This is a genomic window from Cupriavidus sp. C3SS-1, from assembly GCF_057073755.1.
This window is the reverse complement of sequence record NZ_CP172699.1, coordinates 1,982,243-2,001,481: the sequence shown is the minus strand read 5'-3', so window position 1 is coordinate 2,001,481 and position 19,239 is coordinate 1,982,243. Positions and strand designations below refer to the sequence as shown.

The 19,239-nt window shown below is 65.5% G+C and carries 17 protein-coding genes and 1 pseudogene; 13 read left to right on the top strand and 5 right to left on the bottom strand.

The window, feature by feature from the left end; genetic code table 11:
• Position 1 precedes the first annotated feature (1 nt).
• Positions 2-1,420 (bottom strand): sensor histidine kinase N-terminal domain-containing protein, encoded by a 1,419-nt coding sequence (locus ACIGJC_RS09250; RefSeq protein WP_483708488.1) that lies wholly within the window; start codon positions 1,418-1,420, stop codon positions 2-4.
• Positions 1,417-2,097 (bottom strand): response regulator, encoded by a 681-nt coding sequence (locus ACIGJC_RS09245; protein WP_483708487.1) that lies wholly within the window; start codon positions 2,095-2,097, stop codon positions 1,417-1,419. Before ACIGJC_RS09245 ends, ACIGJC_RS09250 begins: the two co-directional genes overlap by 4 nt.
• Before the next feature lie 469 nt (positions 2,098-2,566).
• On the opposite strand from ACIGJC_RS09245, the gene ACIGJC_RS09240 reads away from it, so the two are divergent.
• Positions 2,567-3,625, top strand: a complete 1,059-nt coding sequence (locus ACIGJC_RS09240) for a porin (protein WP_483708486.1) — start codon at positions 2,567-2,569, stop codon at positions 3,623-3,625.
• A 170-nt stretch (positions 3,626-3,795) separates the two neighbouring features.
• Here ACIGJC_RS09240 and ACIGJC_RS09235 read toward each other — a convergent pair whose 3' ends face one another.
• Complete coding sequence (locus tag ACIGJC_RS09235; protein WP_483708485.1) at positions 3,796-4,770, bottom strand: NADPH:quinone oxidoreductase family protein; 975 nt, start codon at positions 4,768-4,770, stop codon at positions 3,796-3,798.
• 207 nt (positions 4,771-4,977) lie between these two features.
• On the opposite strand from ACIGJC_RS09235, the gene surE reads away from it, so the two are divergent.
• The 5 genes and pseudogenes from surE (at position 4,978) to ACIGJC_RS09210 (ending at position 9,525) form a co-directional block, all read left to right on the top strand.
• Entirely contained in the window at positions 4,978-5,730 is a 753-nt protein-coding gene (gene surE / locus ACIGJC_RS09230) for a 5'/3'-nucleotidase SurE (RefSeq protein ID WP_483708483.1), read from the top strand.
• A gap of 28 nt (positions 5,731-5,758) precedes the next feature.
• Positions 5,759-6,650 (top strand): annotated as a pseudogene (locus ACIGJC_RS09225) (protein-L-isoaspartate(D-aspartate) O-methyltransferase).
• An 8-nt stretch (positions 6,651-6,658) separates the two neighbouring features.
• Positions 6,659-7,519, top strand: a complete 861-nt coding sequence (locus tag ACIGJC_RS09220; RefSeq protein ID WP_483708481.1) for a peptidoglycan DD-metalloendopeptidase family protein — start codon at positions 6,659-6,661, stop codon at positions 7,517-7,519.
• A gap of 6 nt (positions 7,520-7,525) precedes the next feature.
• Positions 7,526-8,692, top strand: coding sequence for an RNA polymerase sigma factor RpoS (rpoS, locus tag ACIGJC_RS09215; protein ID WP_483708480.1), 1,167 nt, complete (start codon positions 7,526-7,528; stop codon positions 8,690-8,692).
• On the top strand, positions 8,689-9,525 hold the full coding sequence (locus ACIGJC_RS09210) for a 3'-5' exonuclease (RefSeq protein WP_483708479.1): 837 nt from the start codon (positions 8,689-8,691) through the stop codon (positions 9,523-9,525). The genes rpoS and ACIGJC_RS09210 overlap by 4 nt, the downstream gene beginning before the upstream one ends.
• 36 nt (positions 9,526-9,561) lie before the next feature.
• Here the strand turns inward: ACIGJC_RS09210 and ACIGJC_RS09205 are convergent, their stop codons facing one another.
• Positions 9,562-10,416: an endonuclease/exonuclease/phosphatase family protein gene (locus ACIGJC_RS09205; RefSeq protein ID WP_483708478.1), complete on the bottom strand. Its 855-nt coding sequence runs from the start codon at positions 10,414-10,416 to the stop codon at positions 9,562-9,564.
• Between the two features lie 131 nt (positions 10,417-10,547).
• Here ACIGJC_RS09205 and rlmD point away from each other — a divergent pair, with 131 nt between their 5' ends.
• Positions 10,548-11,951 carry a 23S rRNA (uracil(1939)-C(5))-methyltransferase RlmD gene (gene rlmD / locus ACIGJC_RS09200; protein ID WP_483711505.1) on the top strand — a complete coding sequence of 468 codons (1,404 nt, stop codon included), beginning with the start codon at positions 10,548-10,550 and terminating at the stop codon, positions 11,949-11,951.
• 80 nt (positions 11,952-12,031) lie between these two features.
• On the opposite strand, the gene ACIGJC_RS09195 is transcribed toward rlmD, so the two are convergent.
• Positions 12,032-12,733 carry a Bax inhibitor-1/YccA family protein gene (locus ACIGJC_RS09195; RefSeq protein ID WP_483708477.1) on the bottom strand — a complete coding sequence of 234 codons (702 nt, stop codon included), beginning with the start codon at positions 12,731-12,733 and terminating at the stop codon, positions 12,032-12,034.
• A gap of 344 nt (positions 12,734-13,077) precedes the next feature.
• On the opposite strand from ACIGJC_RS09195, the gene ndk reads away from it, so the two are divergent.
• From ndk to hisS, 6 genes are read left to right on the top strand one after another with little or no spacing between them, the layout of a single operon-like run.
• The gene (gene ndk, locus ACIGJC_RS09190; RefSeq protein ID WP_483708476.1) at positions 13,078-13,503 is read left to right on the top strand and encodes a nucleoside-diphosphate kinase; all 426 of its coding nucleotides are present in this window, start codon (positions 13,078-13,080) and stop codon (positions 13,501-13,503) included.
• Between the two features lie 51 nt (positions 13,504-13,554).
• Positions 13,555-14,709: a dual-specificity RNA methyltransferase RlmN gene (rlmN, locus tag ACIGJC_RS09185; protein WP_483708475.1), complete on the top strand. Its 1,155-nt coding sequence runs from the start codon at positions 13,555-13,557 to the stop codon at positions 14,707-14,709.
• On the top strand, positions 14,706-15,485 hold the full coding sequence (gene pilW / locus ACIGJC_RS09180; protein ID WP_483708473.1) for a type IV pilus biogenesis/stability protein PilW: 780 nt from the start codon (positions 14,706-14,708) through the stop codon (positions 15,483-15,485). Before rlmN ends, pilW begins: the two co-directional genes overlap by 4 nt.
• Complete coding sequence (locus ACIGJC_RS09175) at positions 15,478-16,488, top strand: RodZ domain-containing protein (RefSeq protein WP_483708471.1); 1,011 nt, start codon at positions 15,478-15,480, stop codon at positions 16,486-16,488. Before pilW ends, ACIGJC_RS09175 begins: the two co-directional genes overlap by 8 nt.
• 39 nt (positions 16,489-16,527) lie before the next feature.
• Positions 16,528-17,820, top strand: a complete 1,293-nt coding sequence (gene ispG, locus ACIGJC_RS09170) for a flavodoxin-dependent (E)-4-hydroxy-3-methylbut-2-enyl-diphosphate synthase (protein WP_483708470.1) — start codon at positions 16,528-16,530, stop codon at positions 17,818-17,820.
• A gap of 47 nt (positions 17,821-17,867) precedes the next feature.
• Positions 17,868-19,238: a histidine--tRNA ligase gene (gene hisS, locus ACIGJC_RS09165; RefSeq protein ID WP_483708469.1), complete on the top strand. Its 1,371-nt coding sequence runs from the start codon at positions 17,868-17,870 to the stop codon at positions 19,236-19,238.
• Position 19,239: the final 1 nt, after the last annotated feature.

Genomic DNA, 19,239 nt, shown 5'->3' with positions numbered 1-19,239 from the left:
GCTAGGGCAGCGACTGTCCGCCCGGCGCGGGGAAGCGCACCGTGACGGTCAGGCCTCCGCCGGGAGTTTCATCCAGCGTGGTAGCGGCCTGGTGCAGCCTGGCGATCTCCCTGACGATCGGCAGGCCAAGCCCGGAGCCTTCGACGCCCTGGCCGCTCTCGCCGCGGTAAAAGCGCCGGAACACGTCTTCGCGCTCGGCCGGCGCAATGCCGGGGCCATTGTCGATCACCTGCAGCACGGCGGCCCCGTCCGCTTCTTGCGCGACCCTGACCGTGACAGCGGCGCCAGCGCCCGCATAGCGGATGGCATTGTCGATGAGATTGGCGGTCAGCTCCTGCAGCAGTTCCGTTTGCCCGAGCACGGTCGCCGGCTTATCTCCCTCGAAACCCAGATCGACGCCCTGGCGGCGCGCGACCAGCGCCCATTCCAGCGCCACCGCGCGCGCCGCGGCGTCGAGCGGAAGATCGCGTAGCGTGGGCGCGTAGCCGCTTTCTGAGTCGAGCCGCGACAGCGACAGCAGTTGCTGCACACCCTTTGCGGCATGGCGCACGGTGCCGTGCAGCACACGCATGTGTTCGCGCACGCGCTCGCCATCGGGCTCGCGCAGCGCCAGTTCGGATTCGGCCTGGATCACGGCCAGCGGCGTCTTGAGCTGGTGCGCGGCATCGGCGAAGAAGCGCTTGCGCGCCTGCAGCATGCGGTGCAGGCGGTCGACGTACTGGTTGAGCGCGCGCACCAGCGGCTTCATCTCCGACGGCAGGTCGCGGTGCTCGATCGGATCGAGCTGGCTGGCGCTGCGCGCCGCCACGGTATCGGACAGGCGGTGCAGGGGCCGCAGGCCGCGGCGCACGCCGAGCCAGACGATGCCCAGCGCCAGCGCCACCAGCACGAGTTCCTGCAGCAGTGAACCGACCAGGATCTCCCGCGCCAGTGCCTGGCGCGGCTCGATGGTTTCGCCGATGACGATCCATACCAGCTGGCTGCGCGCGGAGCCCACGTCGTGGACCGGCAGTGCCTGCGCCGCCATGCGCAGCGGCTGCTCGCGGAAGACGGTGTCGTAGAACACGGTCCGGTACAGCGGCGGGCGCGCGCCGGGCGGCCCCGGCAGGTCGTTGTAGCCGGTGACCGTGTCGCCATGGTCGTCGCGCACCTGGTAGAAGACATGCGGGCCGGCCTTGTCGTCGAACAGCTCCAGGGCGAGGTTCGGCACGTCGATGTCCAGCCGGCCATCGCGCAGCGCAATGCCCTCGCGCATCGCGCGCAGCGAGGCTTCTAGCGTGCGGTCGAAGGCCGTGTGCGCCGCCGACATGGCGCGCTCGTACGTGAGCCAGGCATCGAGTGCCAGCAATCCCAGCAGCGGCAGCAGCAGCCACAGCGACAGTTGCAGGCGCAGGCTCGGCGTCCTGCCGAGGCGGCTCATGGCGCGGGATCTGCGCGCGCTTCGAGCAGGTAGCCGAGGCCCCGCAGGGTGACGATGCCCACGCCGCTACCGTCCAGCTTCTTGCGCAGGCGGTGGATATAGATCTCGATCGCATCGGGGTTGACCGACTCGTCGATGCCGAAGATCTTCTCGGACAGGGCCGCTTTGTTCACGGCCTTGCCATCGCGCAGCATCAGCACTTCCAGCACCGAGCGCTCGCGCTTCGTGAGCTGCAGCAGTTCGCCGTCGATCGTGAAAGCGTGGCTGATCGTGTCGTAATGCAGCGGGCCGCAATCGAGCTGCGTGGATTCGTGCCCGTGGCTGCGGCGGATCAGCGCCCGTGCTCGTGCCTCCAGTTCCGAGAGATCGAAGGGCTTGGCCAGGTAGTCGTCCGCGCCCAGGTCCAGGCCGCGCACGCGGTCTTCGACCGAGCCATGGGCGGTGAGGATCAGCACGGGCATCCGGTTGCGGCGCTGGCGCAGCCGGCGCAGCACCTCAAGACCGTCGAGACGCGGCAGGCCAAGATCCAGGATCAGCAGCGCATAGTCCTGCGTGGCCAGCAGGTGGTCGGCGCTGCGGCCGTCGTGCATGCAGTCGACCGCGAAGCCGGCCTGGGTCATGGCCTGCGTCAGGGAGTTGGCCAGCATCACGTTGTCTTCGGCAAGCAGGATACGCATCAGGTAATTCAAGGCAGCAGGGCAGGCGGCGCGGCGGCATGGGCCGGGCGGCGCTCGCTGCACAAGCGGGATGTGCCCGTCCGTGACCCGTCACGGCGCACAGCCCTGGGCAATTCAAATGAATGGAATGGCCCAGACTGATACAGCGAAGTGCGCAATCTTTAAAGCTAGGGAAACTCCCAACCCCGAGTTGGCCCAACACGCGCCAAAGCGCGTTCGCCCGAAAGCGAACTGAAAGTGCCGCTCCCCTACGATGCCGCCATTCCAGCGTTCCACCGCTTGCCGGATGGAACGCCATAACGACCAGGGGACAGTTGCGAGGGACGTGCCGGCAGACGGCTGCCGGCACCGGGGCCGACGCGGGGCGGCCACGACTCCAACGCAATGCGCTGCCGGCTTGCCCGGCGGACAAGATCCTCCGGCGCAAGCGACTGGCATTACCACAACAAGCAAAGCAAGGAGAGAAAGCATGAAACGTACGGCACTGGCCCTGGCCTGCATCGGTCTGACGGGTACCGGTTCGGCCTTCGCGCAGTCGAGCGTGACGATGTATGGCCTGGTGGATGCAGGCGTCGAGTATGTCAACCATGCCGGGCCCAATGGCTCCGTGGTCAAGCTGACGTCGGGCGGCCGCAATACCTCGCGCTGGGGCCTGCGCGGTACCGAGGACCTGGGTGGTGGCCTGAAGGCGCTCTTCAACCTGGAAAGCGGCATTGCCATCGACACCGGCAACCTCGATACCAGCGGCACGCTGTTCGATCGCCGTGCGACGGTGGGCCTGAGCAGCAGCTATGGCCAGGTGGTGATGGGACGCACGTTCACCACGACCTACGATTTCATGCTGCCTTTCGATCCGATGGGCTACGCGCCGAACTATTCGTGGGCGACGTCTTCGACCGCCACCGGCGGCCGCAAGGACGGGCTGTTCTCGCGCGCGTCGAATGCCATCCGCTATGACGGCGCCTTCGGTGGCTTCAAGCTGGGCGCGACCGCGGCCATGGGTGAAGTGGCGGGTGATTTCAAGACTTCGTCGAAGTATGCCCTCGGCGTTGGCTACAACGCGGGCAAGTTCGCCGCCGCGGCGACCTGGGACCGCCAGAACGGCGCCGGCAGCAGCACCACGCCAGCCGATGCCACCGACTACATCCAGGGCATCCACGCTGGTGCCAGCTATGACTTCGGCAGCCTGTCGCTGTTCGCCGGCTACCGCAACTACAAGCGCACGCTGACCACGGGCGCGGCTTCGGAGCGCAGCGACATGTACTGGGGCGGCGCCAGCTACGACTTCACGCCGGCGTTCACGCTGTATGGCGCGGTCTACAAGCAGAACATCAAGGGCGGCAACGACGCCGACCCGATCCTGTTCTCGCTGCGCGCGCAATACTCGTTCTCGAAGCGCACGCTGGCCTATCTGTCGGCCGGCTACGCCAAGGCCCGCAATGGCCAGAACGTCAGCCTGTCGCGCGATTTCATCGGCTATGCCAACAGCCAGACCGGCGTGATGGCCGGTCTGCAGCACCGCTTCTGACGAGGTCCATGTCGATGCAGCAATCCACCGATTGCTGATTTGGGAACTGTCTTCCGCTGCCAGTAGGGGTGTGCATTCAGGCGGAAGACGGCTTGGGGCGAATTGCCCCATCGGAGGGCGCAGGGCGTTGCCGCACGCACTGCGCCCTTATTTTTATGACCGTTTCCGCTTCAGGGAACGATCACGACCTTGCCGGTCACCTTGCGCGCTTCCATGTCCTTGAGCGCTTGCGGAGCCTGCTCCAGCGAGTAGCGCGCGGAAATGTGCGGACGCAGCTTGCCTTCCCTTATCCAGCCCAGCATCTGCGCCATATTGGCCGCGTTGGCTCGCGGTTCGCGCCGCACGAAGTCGCCCCAGAACACGCCCACCAGCGATGCGCCCTTCAGCAGCGCCAGGTTCAGCGGAATCTTCGGGATCTCGCCATTGGCGAAGCCCACCACCAGATAGCGGCCGCGCCATCCGATCGAGCGGAAGGCCGGCTCGGCATAGACGCCGCCGACGGGGTCGTAGATGACGTCCGGGCCGTTGCCGTCGGTCAGCGCCTTGACGCGTTCGCGCAGGTCTTCGGTGCTGTAGTTGATCAGCGCGTCGGCGCCGTGCTCCTTGCAGACCGCGAGTTTTTCATCGGTCGATGCCGCCGCGATGACCCGCGCGCCGATTGCCTTGCCGATTTCGATCGCGGCGAGCCCGACGCCACCAGCGGCGCCCAGCACCAGCATGGTCTGGCCAGCCTTGAGTTCGCCGCGGTCCACCACCGCGTGGTGGGAGGTGCCGTAGGTGAGGGTGAACGCTGCCGCGGTTTCAAAATCGATGCCCGGCGGCATCGGCATGACCTTGTTGGCGGGCGCTTTCACGTGCGAAGCGAAGGCGCCATTACCGAGATAGGCAATCACGTGGTCGCCCGGCTTGACGTGGCTCACTCCCGCGCCGACCGCGGTGACGATGCCTGCCAGTTCCGAACCCGGCGTGAACGGCAGTTCGGGCTTGGCCTGGTATTTGTTCTGGATGATGAGCACGTCCGGAAAGTTCACGCCGGCGGCCTTCACCTCGATCAGCACTTCGCCCTGGTCCGGGACCGGATCCGGCAGGGTTTCGACGGTCAGGGAATCGGGCGGCCCCCAGGCTTTGCACAGAACGGCTTTCATCTTGTCTCCGGTGATAGGTATGGTTGATTAATGCTGGCGCCTGTCCGCTTGCCGCAGCCAGACGGCAAAGCCAAGTGTAGCGCAAATAGCACGATCGTTTTTTTTCTCGATTTCACCGGTTTGCGTCCCGCATGGCGGCGCGGGACGGCAGCTTTCGCGGCGCCTGCGGGGGCCGCTTGTGCAGGCGCCGTCAGGTACAATCGCGGGATGCACATCCTTCTAGCCAACGACGACGGTTATCTCGCGCCGGGACTCGCCGTCTTGCACGCCGCGCTCGCTCCGCTGGCGCGTATCACGGTGATTGCACCCGAGCAAAACCACAGCGGGGCTTCGAACTCGCTGACGCTGCAGCGGCCGCTGTCGATCTACGAGGCGCGTGAAGGCGTGCAGAAGGGATTCCGCTTCGTCAACGGCACGCCGACCGACTGCGTGCATATCGCGCTGACCGGCCTGCTCGACGAAAAACCCGACCTGGTGGTGTCCGGCATCAACCAGGGGCAGAACATGGGCGAGGACGTGCTGTATTCCGGCACGGTCGCGGCCGCCATCGAGGGCTACCTGCTCGGCATTCCCTCGATCGCGTTCTCGCAGGTGCACAAGGGCTGGGAGCATCTCGACGCTGCTGCGCGTGTGGCGCGTGCCGTGGTCGAGCGCGCGATTGCGACGCCGCCCACCGAGCCGTTCCTGCTGAACGTCAATATCCCGAACCTGCCTTTCGAACATATCAAGGGCTACCGCGCGACGCGGCTTGGCAAGCGGCATCCGTCGCAGCCGGTGATCACGCAGGTCAACCCCCGCGGCGATACCAACTACTGGATCGGCCCGGCGGGCGACGCGCGCGATGCGAGCGAGGGCACCGATTTCCACGCGACGGGCGAGGGCTATGTGTCGCTCACGCCGTTGCAGCTCGACCTGACGCATCGCGGCCAGCTCGACGCGCTTGCCAAGTGGCTGAACTAGCCATTCCCGCCGTAGCGTCTCACCCCCGATGAGCCCAACGCCCCCTCGCAGCAAGCCCCCTGCCGCTGGACGCCGTCGTGCAGCGCAAGCCGGAACCGGCGCGCACGGCCGGCATGCCGGCAGTCGGCGCGCCACGCCCGGCAGGGGCGCCGGCCAAGCTCCGCGACAAGCAGCCCTGCACGCCCACGCCCGCGGCGAGTGCCGTGGAGGCACGCGCTTCGGCCGCGACGGCGGGCGGCGGCGGCATGGCATCGGACCGCGCGCGTGGCGCGCTGGCGGCGCGGCTGCGTGCCGGGGGCATCCGCGACGAACGCGTGCTGGCCGCCATCGGCACCGTGCCGCGTCATCTGTTCGTCGAGCCAGGGCTGGCATCGCAGGCCTATGAGGATGCCGCGCTGCCCATTGGCCATCAGCAAACCATCTCGAAGCCGTCGGTGGTCGCGCGCATGATCGAACTCCTGCGTGAGGGACTGCCGGCGGCCACCCCCCTGGAGCGCGTGCTGGAGATCGGCACCGGCTGCGGCTACCAGGCCGCGGTGCTGAGCCTGGTCGCGCGTGAAGTCTTTTCCATCGAGCGCATCCGTCCGCTGCATGAGCAGGCGAAGGCGAACCTGCGGCCGCTGCGCGTGCCAAACCTGCGGCTGCATTATGGCGATGGCATGCTCGGCCTGCCGCAGGCGGCGCCGTTCTCGGCCATCATCCTTGCCGCGGCCGGCATGGACGTGCCACAGGCCCTGCTCGAGCAGCTTGCCATTGGCGGCCGGCTGATCGCGCCAGTGGCGCTGATGCCGCCACCCGGAGCAACGGGCCAGACGGTCACGCAGCAGCTGCTGCTGATCGAGCGGCTCAATCGGCATCGCTTTCACCGGACCGCGCTTGAAGCCGTTTTCTTTGTGCCCTTAAAATCGGGCACCATCTGAGTCGAACTATGCACAAGATCGTGAATTCGCATCACTTTGCACGCGCTGGCCAGCTTGTGGCGGCTTCCACGCTGGCGACGCTGTTGGCCGCCTGCGCCAATTCGCCGATGCCGGCGCCCGTGGTGGACCGCACCTCGACCGCCAGCACGGCGGCTGCGCCGCTGGAACCCGCACCTCCTGGATACTATCGGGTCAAGCGAGGCGATACCCTTTACCGCATCGCGCTCGAGAACGGCCAGTCGTACCGCGATGTCGCGGGCTGGAACAATATCAGCAACGCCAACCAGATCGAGGTGGGCCAGTTGTTGCGTGTCGTCCCGCCTGGCGCGGACGTCAATGCCGGCCAGGGCGTGACCACCACGCCGGTGGCGCCGGGTTCGATCCAGGGGCAGCCGCTCGACCAGGCGCGTCCGGCTGGCACGCCGGTGCCGCCTGCCCCGGCCGCCGCCGCGGCGGCGGCAGGTGCCGCAGCGTCCGCCAGCACGTCCGCGCCGGTCGCCGACGGGGCGATGAAACTGGCGTGGCCGGCAACCGGCCAACTGATCGGTAGATTTGATGACAAGAGCAATAAAGGCATCGATATTGCGGGCAAGAAAGGCGATGCCGTGCTGGCTGCCGACGACGGTCGGGTGATTCACGTTGGCCCCTTGCGCGGCTACGGGAATCTTGTCATCATCAAACACAATGAGACATTTCTTACTGCCTACGGTCACAACGACAAGGTGCTGGTGGCAGAGCAATCAACGGTCCGAAAGGGACAGAAGATTGCGGAGATGGGCAACAGTGATACCGACCGGGTAAAGCTTCACTTCGAAGTTCGCAAGAACGGAAAACCGGTTGATCCGATGCGGTATCTGCCGCCACAGTGAGGGTTCATGCCACGCCAGAAAACTGTCTCCTCCGGAACCGCCAGCAGGGCCCGCCGTCCCAAGCAGCCGGAAGTGAAGGCTGGTGTGGCCCATGCCGACGATCGCGTTGATCTGGACGACGTCGGCGCTGACCTGCTCCCCGTCACCGATGAACCGATCGCGACGACGGCGGCCGTCGGCCTTCGCGAGGCCGACCTGCTCAGCGACGACAATGATCGCCAGCTGCGCGATGATGACGACGATGAGGCAGAAGAGGAAGAAGAGAGCGAGGGCGAGAATGGCACTGAACCCGCCGCGGCGGAGCACGATGACTTCCGCACGGTCCTGCACACGGAACTGGCTGCCGATACGGTCCAGCACTACCTGAACCGCATCAGCATCAAGCCGCTGCTGTCGGCGCCCGAGGAGCTGCATTTCTCGACGTTGGCCAAGGACGGCGACTTCTCCGCGCGGCAGGTCATGATCGAGCGTAACTTGCGCCTGGTCGTGAGTATCGCCAAGGGCTACCTCAACCGCGGCGTGCCGCTGCTGGACCTGATCGAGGAAGGCAACCTCGGCCTGATGCACGCGATCGAGAAATTCGATCCCTCGCGCGGCTTTCGTTTTTCCACTTATGCGACCTGGTGGATCCGCCAGAGCATCGAGCGCGCCATCATGAACCAGGCGCGCACGGTACGCTTGCCGGTCCACGTGATCCGTGAACTCAACCAGGTGCTGCGTGCAAAGCGGCACCTGGAAAAAGGCGGCACCGACGGCCGCGACGCCAGCCTCGAAGATATTGCCCACCTGCTGGGCAAGACGCCTGACGAAGTGCAGGACGTGCTGGCGCTTAACGAACATACCACCTCGCTCGATACGCCGTTTGACCTGGACCCGGGCTCCAGCCTGCTGGACTTCCTTTCCGACGAGCACAACGCCGCGCCGGACCAGGAGGTCGCGCACCGCGAGCTCGAAGGGCTGATGAAGCTGTGGCTGGCCCGCTTGTCGGAAAAGCACCGCTATGTGGTGGAGCGCCGCTTCGGCCTGAACCACATCGAACCGGCCACGCTGGAAGAGCTGGCCGAGGAAATGGGCCTGACGCGCGAGCGCGTGCGCCAGATCCAGCAGGAAGCCCTGGTCAAGCTCAAGCGGCATTTCGCATCGCAAGGTGTCAGGAAGGACGCCGTTCTATGACTCCTGTGCTGGTATTCGACATCGAGACCATTCCCGATGTCGACGGCCTGCGCCGTTTGCATGACCATCCCGCATCGATGAGCGACGACGAAGTCGCCGAGCATGCGTTCTCAGCCCGCCGCGAAAAGACCGGAAGCGATTTCCTGCCGCACTACCTGCAGCGCGTGGCAGCGATTTCCTGCGTGTTGCGCCGTACGCAGCGCGACGGATCGGCCGTCTTCCATGTCGGCTCGCTGGGAACCCTGGAGGATGGCGAAGCGACGCTGATCCAGAAATTCTATGAACTGATTGCGCGCTACAGCCCGCAGCTGGTGTCGTGGAATGGCGGCGGTTTCGACTTGCCCGTGCTGCACTACCGTGGCCTGGTCCACGGCGTGGCCGCGCCGCGCTACTGGGAAATGGGCGAGGGCCGCGAGGACGACAGCCGCGACTTCAAGTGGAACAACTACATCAGCCGCTACCACATGCGGCACCTGGACCTGATGGACCTGCTTGCCATGTACCAGCCGCGCGCGAGCGCACCGCTGGATGACCTGGCCAAGCTGTGCGGCTTCCCAGGCAAGATGGGCATGGACGGCAGCAAGGTATGGCGCGCGTTCCAGGATGGCCAGCTCGAATCCATCCGTGCGTACTGCGAGACCGACGTCGTCAATACGTATCTGATGTACTGCCGCTTCCAGCTGATGCGGGGCGGCGTGACGCCGCGAGAGTTCGATCAGGAGGTGGAGCTCGTGCAGGAGTCGCTGGCCGAACTGCCGGGCGAGCAATGGATGGAATACCTCCAGGCGTTCCGCCTGAAGCGCCTGACGCCGGAAGACGAAGAGCTGGACTGAGTCACCGGCGGGGCCCGCCGGTGGCGCGGGCTTTCTTCAGATGTCCAGTGACAGCACGATGGGCTGGTGGTCCGAGTCCTTCGTCGCGGCATTGACCTCGCACCGGGTGACCTGGCCGGCAAGATTCTCCGTCACGAAGACGAAATCGCAGGCGAAGGGCGGTTCGGGCCATTGCTCCTTGTCGTACATGGCGCAGGTGGGCGCGTGCGGCTGGCCCGGATGCCCGAGCAGCCATGCGTCGCGCCATGGCGTGGTGCCATCGTCGAAAGGCTCCAGCACCCTCCGGTAAGCAATGTCGGAGGGTTTGCTGTTGAAGTCGCCGCACAGGACGGCTTCGGATGGCCGGGCTTCCGGTGTGAATGGTCCAGGGGTCGGTTCGCTGCGGCCGGGACGGCGTGCGTGGCCGCAGGCCTCGGCGTGCCAGTTGCGCAAGGCGTCGGCCTGGGCCGCACGCTGGGTCGCCGAATAGTATTCCAGGTGCGTACAGACGACGCGCAGGCGCTTGCTTCCCGATTGAACAGTAGCTTCCAGTGCCACGCGGGGCATCGATGCCACATCGGGATCGGGAGGCCAGGGCAGGGCGTGGCGGAATAACTCTCGCACCGTTAGCCGCGTGGCGATCACATTGCCGAACTGGCGCGGACCGCCGTTGCTGCCGAAGCGGTCGACGCCCGGGGCGAACATCACGCGATAGCCCGGCAGCAGCGCCGCCAGCTCCGCCACCTGATCGGCACCGGGGGCTCCGCGCAGGTCGCCAAAGCCGCGGGTGACTTCCTGCAGGCAGATGACGTCGGCGTCTGCCATCGCGCGCATGGTGGCCACGCTGCGCGACAGGTCGACTTGTCCGTCGGCGCCCCGGCCCCACTGGATATTCCACGAAATCAGTTCCATGGCATGACTCCTTTCGCGGTGCGCCACCGTTCGACCGGCTTCGCACTGCGTGTCTGGACTACAATCGCGCTTTCGCAAAACAATACGTCAGGTTTCGTCTGGTGTCCCAAGTCGTGTCCTCTCCGCAAGAAATGCCGGCAACGCCGCGTGCTGTATCTGCCAACCCCCCCGCGGCCCCCGCTGCCGCCGCGCCCACGGCTGATCCCGTGGTCGCCATTGACAGCCTCGACATGGAGGCCCGCGGTGTCGGCCGCCTGGTCAATGAGGACGGTACACCCGGCAAGGTGATCTTCGTCGAGGGCGCACTGCCCGGCGAGACCGTGACCTACAAGAGCTATCGCCGCAAGCCGAGCTACGAGCAGGCTCACCTGCTTGAAATCCGGCAAGAGTCCGTCATGCGGGTCAAGCCGGGCTGCCAGTATTTCGGCATTTGCGGCGGGTGCTCGATGCAGCATCTTGACTCGCGCGCGCAGCTCGCCATCAAGCAGCGCGTGCTGGAAGACAATCTCTGGCATCTCTCGAAAGTCCGGCCGGAAGTGATGTTCCGGCCCATTGCCGGCCCGGACTGGGGCTACCGCTATCGGGCGCGCCTGACCGTACGGCACGTCGCCAAGAAGGGCGGGGTACTGGTCGGCTTCCACGAACGCAAGAGCAGCTATGTCGCGGATATGAAGAGCTGCGAGATTCTTCCGCCACATGTCTCCGCGATGCTGGTGCCGTTGCGCGAACTGGTGGGGAGTCTCTCGATCCTCGACCGCTTGCCGCAAATCGAACTGGCGGTCGGCCACGAAGTCACGGCGCTGGTGCTGCGTATTCTTGAGCCGCTGACCGAAGCGGACAAGGACTTGCTGCGCGCTTTCGCCGACCAGCACAACGTCCAGTTCTGGCTGCAGCCCAAGGGGCCGGACACCGTGGCGCCGTTCTATCCGCTCGACCGGGAGCTGGCCTATACGCTGCCGGAGTTCGGCATCCGCATGCCGTTCAAGCCGACGGATTTCACGCAGGTCAACCACCAGATCAACCGTGTGCTGATCGGCCGTGCTTTGCGTCTGCTGGACGCCAGGCCGGATGACCGCCTGCTCGACCTGTTCTGCGGCATCGGCAACTTCACGCTGCCGCTGGCTACGCAGGGCCGCTCGGTCATGGGTATCGAAGGCAGCGAAGCGCTGACGACCCGCGCGCTGGCCAATGCCGGTCACAACGGGCTGGCGCACAAGACGGAATTCGCCTGCCGCAATCTGTTTGAAGTCACTGCCGAGGATATCGCCGCGCTGGGCCGCTTTGACCGCTGGTTGGTAGATCCGCCGCGCGAGGGCGCGCTGGCGGTGTGCAAGGCGCTTGGCGAACTGGCGCAGCAGGGCAGCGACGTGCTCCCGAGCCGGATCGTCTACGTTTCATGCAGCCCGTCGACGCTGGCCCGCGATGCTGGCCTGCTGGTGCACGAGGCTGGCTACCGGCTGGTGGGCGCGGGCGTCGTGAACATGTTCCCGCATACCTCGCACGTCGAGTCGATCGCCGTGTTCGAGCGCGGTTGAGCGGCAGGGCAGCGATAGCCGCCCAATGAAAAACGCCGGCCATGTGGCCGGCGTTTTTCTCATCTTCGCCGAAAGCGGTGTCAGTCCCGGCTGCCGCCGAAAATGCCCAGCAGGGCCAGCAGGTTCGTGAACACGTTGTAGACGTCGAGGTAGATCGCCAGGGTCGCGGTGATGTAGTTGGTTTCGCCGCCATTCACCACGCGCTGCACATCGAACAGGATGTAGGCCGAGAAAATACCGATGGCGATGACCGACACCGTGATCATCAGCGACGGCAGTTGCAGCCAGATGTTGGCCACGCTGGCCAGGATCAGCAGGATCACGCCGACGAACAGGAACTTGCTCAGCCCGGAGAAATCACGCTTGCTGACCGTGGCGATGGTGGCCATGGCGCCGAATACGGCCGCGGTGCCGCCAAAGGCATACATGATCAGTGCCGGCCCGTTCGAGAACTGCAGCACCGCGCCAATCAGGCGCGACAGCATCAGCCCCATGAAGAACGTGAAGGCCAGCAACAGGACCACGCCCATGCTGCTGTTCTTGGTCTTCTCGATGCCGTAGAAGAACGCGAACGCGATGCCCAGGAAGAGGATCAGCGACAGGCCGGGGCTACCCGCCATGAAGCTGAAGCCGCTCGCCACGCCGATCCACGCGCCGAGCACGGTCGGGATCATCGAGATGGCCAGCAGCCAGTAAGTGTTGCGCAAGACCCGGTTGCGCACGACGACGTCACTGACCGTCGACGCATTGCCGAATCCATATGTGTTCAGCTTGTTATCCATGGTGACTCCTGTTTCTTAACGGTGAGGCGCCGGGGCAACCCGGTGCCGACGCATCGCCAATGTGGCATCGCCTCTGCGGAATTGCAAGGGGATTAAAGTGTTACATCGGTCACTTATATGCAGTTGTGGTCGGGTTTGTGGCTCATGTTTGACGGTTTTGCATGTATTGCGTTCCGTGCATGGGGCCGGCGCGGGATATGAAGAATGTGTCGCATCGCATGTTGCAGTGCCGCATCCGGCTTCCCTTGGGCCAGCATAGGGCGGGCGCGCTCGAAACCGTCATCGTCTCATGCTAGAATTCTCGTTTAATCCATTTGTAACCCCTTCATTTTTCGGAGTTTTTCATGGCGATTGAGCGCACCCTGTCGATTATCAAGCCGGATGCCGTGGCCAAGAACGTTATCGGCCAGATCTACGCCCGTTTCGAAGCTGCTGGCCTGAAGGTCATCGCTGCCAAGATGGTGCACCTGTCGCGCGGCGAAGCCGAGCAGTTCTACGCTGTCCACAAGGAGCGCCCGTTCTTCAAGGACCTGGTCGACTTCATGGTTTCGGGCCCGGTCATGATCCAGGCTCTGGAAGGCGAGAACGCCATTGCCAAGAACCGTGAGCTGATGGGCGCCACCGACCCGAAGAAGGCCGACAAGGGCACCATCCGCGCCGACTTCGCCGACAGCATCGATGCCAACGCCGTGCACGGTTCGGACGCTGCTGAAACCGCCGCTGTGGAAGTTGCCTTCTTCTTCCCTGGCATGAACGTTTACAGCCGTTGATTGTCTGGTCTTCCACAAGCCTGGACTAAAACGGAAGTTGAGTTTGCCGTCATGAACGATCTCGTCAACCTGCTCGACCTGGATGCGGACGCGCTCACCGCCTATTGCGGAGAGCTCGGCGAGAAGCCGTTTCGTGCGCGGCAGCTGCAACGCTGGATCCACCAGTTCGGTGCCAGCCGTTTCGACGCCATGTCGGATCTCGCCAAGTCGCTGCGCGAAAAGCTCGCGACGCGCGCCGAGATCCGCTCGCCGGCCGTCATCACCGACCATTTGTCGGGTGACGGCACGCGCAAGTGGCTGCTCGATGTCGGCAACGGCAACGCAGTGGAGACGGTGTACATCCCCGAGGAAACGCGCGGCACGCTGTGCGTCTCCTCGCAGGCCGGATGCGCCGTCAACTGCCGGTTCTGCTCGACCGGCAAGCAGGGGTTTTCGCGCAACCTGACCACGGGCGAGATCATCGGCCAGCTCTGGATGGCGGAATTCGCCATGCGCGAGCAACTGGGCCGTGGTCCCAAAGATGACCGCGTCATCTCCAACGTGGTGATGATGGGCATGGGCGAGCCGCTGCTGAACTACGACCAGGTCGTCCCGGCCATGCGGCTGATGCTGGACGACAACGCGTATGGCCTGTCGCGCCGGCGCGTGACGCTGTCCACCTCTGGCGTGGTGCCGATGATGGACCGGTTGTCGAAAGACCTGCCGGTGGCCCTGGCGGTGTCGCTGCACGCGTCCAATGACGCCCTGCGCGACATGCTCGTGCCGCTGAACAAGAAGTATCCGCTGGCCGAGCTGATGGCGGCATGCCGCCGCTACCTCGAGTTCGCGCCGCGCGACTTCGTTACCTTCGAATACTGCATGCTGGATGGCGTCAATGACGGCGTCGAGCATGCGCGGGAGCTGTTGAAGCTGGTGGCCGACGTGCCTTGCAAGTTCAACCTGATCCCGTTCAATCCCTTCCCCGAATCGGGCCTGAAGCGCTCCAACAACGAACAGATCCGGCGCTTTGCGCAGGTGTTGATGGATGCCGGCATCGTGACCACGATCCGCAAGACGCGTGGCGACGATATCGACGCGGCGTGCGGCCAGCTGGCCGGGGAAGTCAAGGATCGCACCCGGCTTGCCGAGCGCGGCAAGTTCGGCAAGATCACGCCTTTGGTGCCGGTCGCCGCGACTGGCCAAGCTGGGGAGGCTCGCCCTGCATGATCCGTCTGATCGCTGCAGTCCTGCTGGGGCTGCTGATGTTGTCCGCCTGCCAGTTGCCGTCAGCGCCCACGCAGGATCTCCAGACCACTTCCGACCAGACCGATGCACGGCGCCGCGCCAGCATCCGGCTGCAACTGGCCACGAATTACCTTGAAGCCGGCCAGAACAGCGTTGCACTCGACGAGGTGAAGCAGGCGATTGCCGCTGATCCGACCATGGCCGATGCCTACCATGTGCGGGCGCTGACCTACATGGCCATGAACGAGAAGGCGCTGGCCGACGACAGCTTCCGCACGGCGGTTTCGATGCGCGGCAACGATGGCGACCTGCTCAATAACTATGGCTGGTTCCTGTGCCAGGAAGGGCGTTATAGCGAGGCAGTCCCGGTGCTGGAGCGTGCGGTGTCCGCTCCCTCGGCGGGCGGGCCGGCCAAGCCGCTGATCAGCCTCGGCGCTTGTCAGATTCGCAATGGCGCGGGCGCTGACGCCGAAAAGAACCTCAAGGCGGCGCTTGGCTATGACCGGAACAACCCGGTCGCCAGCACCAACCTTGCGCTGGTCTACTACCGGCGCGGCGATCTGAAGCAGGCTCAGCAGTATGTCGAGCGTGTCAACAACGGTAAATTCGCAAGCGCGCAATCCCTCTGGCTGGGTGCGCGCATTGCGCGTCGTCAGGGCGACACGGCAGCGCAGGGTGCCCTGGTGGCACAGCTACGCCAACGTTTTCCCGACTCGCGCGAACTGAGCGCCTACGAACAAGGAGCATGGGATGAGTGAGCAAGAGCGCGCCGCAGGCCAGGCCGCTTCGACGGGACACGTCGGCGGTGGCGCGACAGATTCGGAACGTGAAGCCGTAGCGCGCGAAATCGGCGCGCTGCTGGCGCAGGCACGGGAATCGCAACGGCTGTCCGTCGAGGACGTGAGCGCCCGGCTGAAAGTCGCCGCGCCAAAGCTGGCAGCGGTCGAGGCCGGTGACCTGGCCGCGTTGCCGGACGTCACCTTTGCCAAGGGCGTGATGCGTGCCTATGCGCGTATCCTGCACGTCGACGTTGACGCCTCGCTCGCGCGCTTGCAGCCGCGACCGGTGCAGGTGACCGAGATGGCGCGCCAGCGCGAAGGCGGTATCAACCAGACGTTCGACGATCGCAGGCGCTTCGGCAGGCGCAGCGGCGCCGGCGCTGGCGGACGCTGGGTCTGGCTGGCGTTGGTCGTCGCAGGCGTGGCGGCGGGCGGCTGGTTCGGGCTCGATCATATGAAGCAATGGCTGGAAGCGCGCAACAGCGCGGCGCCAGCCGCGCACGTCGAAGCGCAGGAGCAGCCGGCTCAGACGTCCGAGTCCGGCACCGTGACGGCCGCTCTGCCGCCGGTCATGGCTGGCGCCGACTCTCCGGCTCCGTCCGAGGCGTTGCCTGCCAGCGCGCCGGCCGCAGCCGCCAGCAACGCTGCCGTGCCCGTAGCGGTTGCGGCGGTGGCCCCAGCCGCGACCGTGGAGCCGGCCGCGCCGGCCGCCGCGACGGCGCCCGCGACGGCTGGCTCGGCACAGGGTGAACTGCAGATCAAGTTCGCGTCCGACACGTGGTACGAGATCCGCGACCGCAACGGCAAGGTCGTGCTGGGCGGCACCGCCAAGGCCGGCCAGGAGGTCTCCGGCGGGGGCGCGGCACCGTACAAGGTGGTCATCGGCAACGTGAAGGGCGTGGAGTCGATGAGCCGCAACGGCACGCCGGTCGACCTGAAGGCGGCCAACCGCAACAACGTCGCGCGGCTGACCCTGCCCTGACGCCAGCCCGGCACCGCATCATTGCGAGGTGGTAACGCTATGAACGAACAGCTTTGTCTTCCGGTACTGCCCGGCCCGCTGCCGCGCCGCGAAACGCGCCAGGCGCGTATCGCATGGCGCGATAACATCGTCACGATCGGTGGCGGGGCGCCGGTGCGCGTGCAGTCGATGACGAATACGGACACCGTCGATGCCATCGGTACGGCCATCCAGGTCAAGGAGTTGGCGCGCGCGGGGTCGGAGATCGTGCGCATCACCGTCAATACGCCCGAGGCCGCCGCGGCCGTGCCGCACATTCGCGAGCAGCTCGACCGCATGGGCGTCGACGTGCCGCTGGTGGGTGACTTCCACTACAACGGCCACAAGCTGTTGCAGGACTATCCGGCTTGTGCCGAGGCGCTGTCGAAGTACCGCATCAATCCCGGTAATGTCGGGCAAGGTGCCAAGCGCGACACGCAGTTCGGCCAGATGATCGAGATGGCTTGCCGGTTCAACAAGCCGGTGCGCATCGGCGTCAACTGGGGCAGCCTGGACCAGGACCTGCTGGCGCGCATCATGGACGAGAACGCCGGCCGCGCCGAGCCCTGGCCCGCGCAAAGCGTGATGGTCGAGGCGCTGATCACCTCGGCGATCGACTCGGCGAAGAAGGCCGAGGAAATCGGCTTGCCGGGCAACCAGATCATCCTGTCGTGCAAGGTGTCGCAGGTGCAGGAGCTGATCGCGGTGTACCGCGAGCTGGCGCGCCGCTGCGACTATGCGCTGCATCTCGGGCTGACCGAGGCGGGCATGGGCAGCAAGGGCATCGTGGCCTCGACGGCGGCGCTGTCGGTGCTGCTCCAGGAAGGCATCGGCGATACCATCCGCATCTCGCTGACGCCGGAACCGGGCGCACCGCGCGAGAAGGAAGTCTATGTCGGGCAGGAAATCCTGCAGACCATGGGCATGCGCAACTTCACGCCGATGGTCATTGCGTGCCCGGGCTGCGGCCGTACGACCAGCACCGTGTTCCAGGAACTGGCGGCAAGCATCCAGGCCTACCTGCGCGAGCAGATGCCCCACTGGAAGACGGCCTATCCAGGTGTCGAAGAGATGGACGTGGCCGTGATGGGCTGCATCGTCAACGGTCCGGGCGAGAGCAAGCACGCGAATATCGGCATCTCGCTGCCGGGATCGGGCGAATCGCCGGCGGCGCCGGTGTTCGTGGATGGCGTCAAGGTCAAGACGCTGCGCGGCGAGCGTATCTCGGAAGAATTCCAGGCGATCGTCGACGAGTACGTTCGCACGCATTACGGCCCGGGCGCGGCGCGGGCAGAGAAGCAAGCGGTGGCCTGAGCCGGTTTGGACCGGCTCGACCCCCACCCCAGCACGATAACTACAGAATGACGCAAAACGAGAATCCGTCCGCGCAAAGCGGCGCCAAGACAGAAGAGAAAGCACGCCCCGCCAAGGCATTGCAGGGCGTGAAGGGCATGAACGACATGCTGCCGGCCGATGCCCCGTTGTGGGAGCATTTCGAGAACGCCGCGCGCGCGATGCTGCGTGCCTACGGCTACCAGCAGGTTCGCACGCCCATCGTCGAGCATACCCAGCTTTTCGTGCGTGGCATCGGCGAGGTGACGGACATTGTCGAGAAGGAAATGTATTCCTTCACCGATTCGCTGAACGGTGAGCAACTGACGCTGCGTCCGGAAGGCACCGCTGCCGCCGTGCGCGCCACCATCGAGCACAACCTGCTGTACGACGGCCCCAAGCGCCTGTGGTACACCGGCCCGATGTTCCGCCACGAGCGTCCGCAGCGCGGCCGCTATCGCCAGTTCCACCAGCTCGGCGCCGAGGCGCTGGGTTTCGCCGGGCCGGACGTGGATGCCGAGATCATCCTGATGTGCCAGCGCCTGTGGGATGACCTGGGCCTGGTGGGCGTGCGCCTGGAGATCAATTCGCTGGGGCAGGCCAACGAGCGTGCCGCGCATCGCGAAGAGCTGATCAAGTACCTGGAAGGGTTCAAGGAGATCCTGGACGAAGATGGCAAGCGCCGCCTGTACACCAATCCGCTGCGCGTGCTGGATACCAAGAATCCCGCGCTGCAGGAGATGGCGGCCAACGCGCCGAAGCTGATCGACTTTCTCGGCGAGGAATCGCTGGCTCACTTCGAAGGCGTGCAGCGCCTGCTCAAGGCCAACAACATTCCGTACAAGATTAACCCCCGCCTGGTGCGTGGGCTGGACTACTACAACCTGACGGTGTTCGAGTGGATCACCGACAAGCTCGGCGCGCAGGGCACCATTGCCGGTGGTGGCCGCTACGATCCGCTGATCGCGCAGATGGGCGGCAAGCCGGCGCCTGCCTGCGGCTGGGCCATGGGCATCGAGCGCATCATCGAGCTGATCCGTGAAGAAGGCGTGGTGCCGGATGCGGTGGGCTGCGATGTCTACCTCGTGCACCAGGGCGAGGCCGCGTCCCAGCAGGCCATGGTCGCCGCCGAGCGCCTGCGCGACGCCGGGCTGGACGTGGTCGTGCATGCCACGACCGACGGCAAGAGCGGCAGCTTCAAGTCGCAGATGAAACGTGCTGACGCGAGCGGCGCGGCGTATGCCGTGATCATCGGCGACGATGAAGTCGCTGCCGGCGTGGTGCAGGTGAAGGAACTTCGCCAGGCCGCGCAGGCCGAAGGCGGTGGCCAGCAGGCGCAGGTGCCGGCTGAAGGCCTGGTCGATTACCTGATCGACGCAATGGTCGGCGCGAGCGAATAAC

Bases quoted from the DNA above. Each gene is read 5' to 3' on its own strand.
- ACIGJC_RS09250 (WP_483708488.1), bottom strand. From the start codon at position 1,420: ATGAGCCGCCTCGGCAGGACGCCGAGCCTGCGCCTGCAACTGTCGCTG.
- ACIGJC_RS09245 (WP_483708487.1), bottom strand. From the start codon at position 2,097: ATGCGTATCCTGCTTGCCGAAGACAACGTGATGCTGGCCAACTCCCTG.
- ACIGJC_RS09240 (WP_483708486.1), top strand. From the start codon at position 2,567: ATGAAACGTACGGCACTGGCCCTGGCCTGCATCGGTCTGACGGGTACC.
- ACIGJC_RS09235 (WP_483708485.1), bottom strand. From the start codon at position 4,770: ATGAAAGCCGTTCTGTGCAAAGCCTGGGGGCCGCCCGATTCCCTGACC.
- surE (WP_483708483.1), top strand. From the start codon at position 4,978: ATGCACATCCTTCTAGCCAACGACGACGGTTATCTCGCGCCGGGACTC.
- ACIGJC_RS09220 (WP_483708481.1), top strand. From the start codon at position 6,659: ATGCACAAGATCGTGAATTCGCATCACTTTGCACGCGCTGGCCAGCTT.
- rpoS (WP_483708480.1), top strand. From the start codon at position 7,526: ATGCCACGCCAGAAAACTGTCTCCTCCGGAACCGCCAGCAGGGCCCGC.
- ACIGJC_RS09210 (WP_483708479.1), top strand. From the start codon at position 8,689: ATGACTCCTGTGCTGGTATTCGACATCGAGACCATTCCCGATGTCGAC.
- ACIGJC_RS09205 (WP_483708478.1), bottom strand. From the start codon at position 10,416: ATGGAACTGATTTCGTGGAATATCCAGTGGGGCCGGGGCGCCGACGGA.
- rlmD (WP_483711505.1), top strand. From the start codon at position 10,548: ATGCCGGCAACGCCGCGTGCTGTATCTGCCAACCCCCCCGCGGCCCCC.
- ACIGJC_RS09195 (WP_483708477.1), bottom strand. From the start codon at position 12,733: ATGGATAACAAGCTGAACACATATGGATTCGGCAATGCGTCGACGGTC.
- ndk (WP_483708476.1), top strand. From the start codon at position 13,078: ATGGCGATTGAGCGCACCCTGTCGATTATCAAGCCGGATGCCGTGGCC.
- rlmN (WP_483708475.1), top strand. From the start codon at position 13,555: ATGAACGATCTCGTCAACCTGCTCGACCTGGATGCGGACGCGCTCACC.
- pilW (WP_483708473.1), top strand. From the start codon at position 14,706: ATGATCCGTCTGATCGCTGCAGTCCTGCTGGGGCTGCTGATGTTGTCC.
- ACIGJC_RS09175 (WP_483708471.1), top strand. From the start codon at position 15,478: ATGAGTGAGCAAGAGCGCGCCGCAGGCCAGGCCGCTTCGACGGGACAC.
- ispG (WP_483708470.1), top strand. From the start codon at position 16,528: ATGAACGAACAGCTTTGTCTTCCGGTACTGCCCGGCCCGCTGCCGCGC.
- hisS (WP_483708469.1), top strand. From the start codon at position 17,868: ATGACGCAAAACGAGAATCCGTCCGCGCAAAGCGGCGCCAAGACAGAA.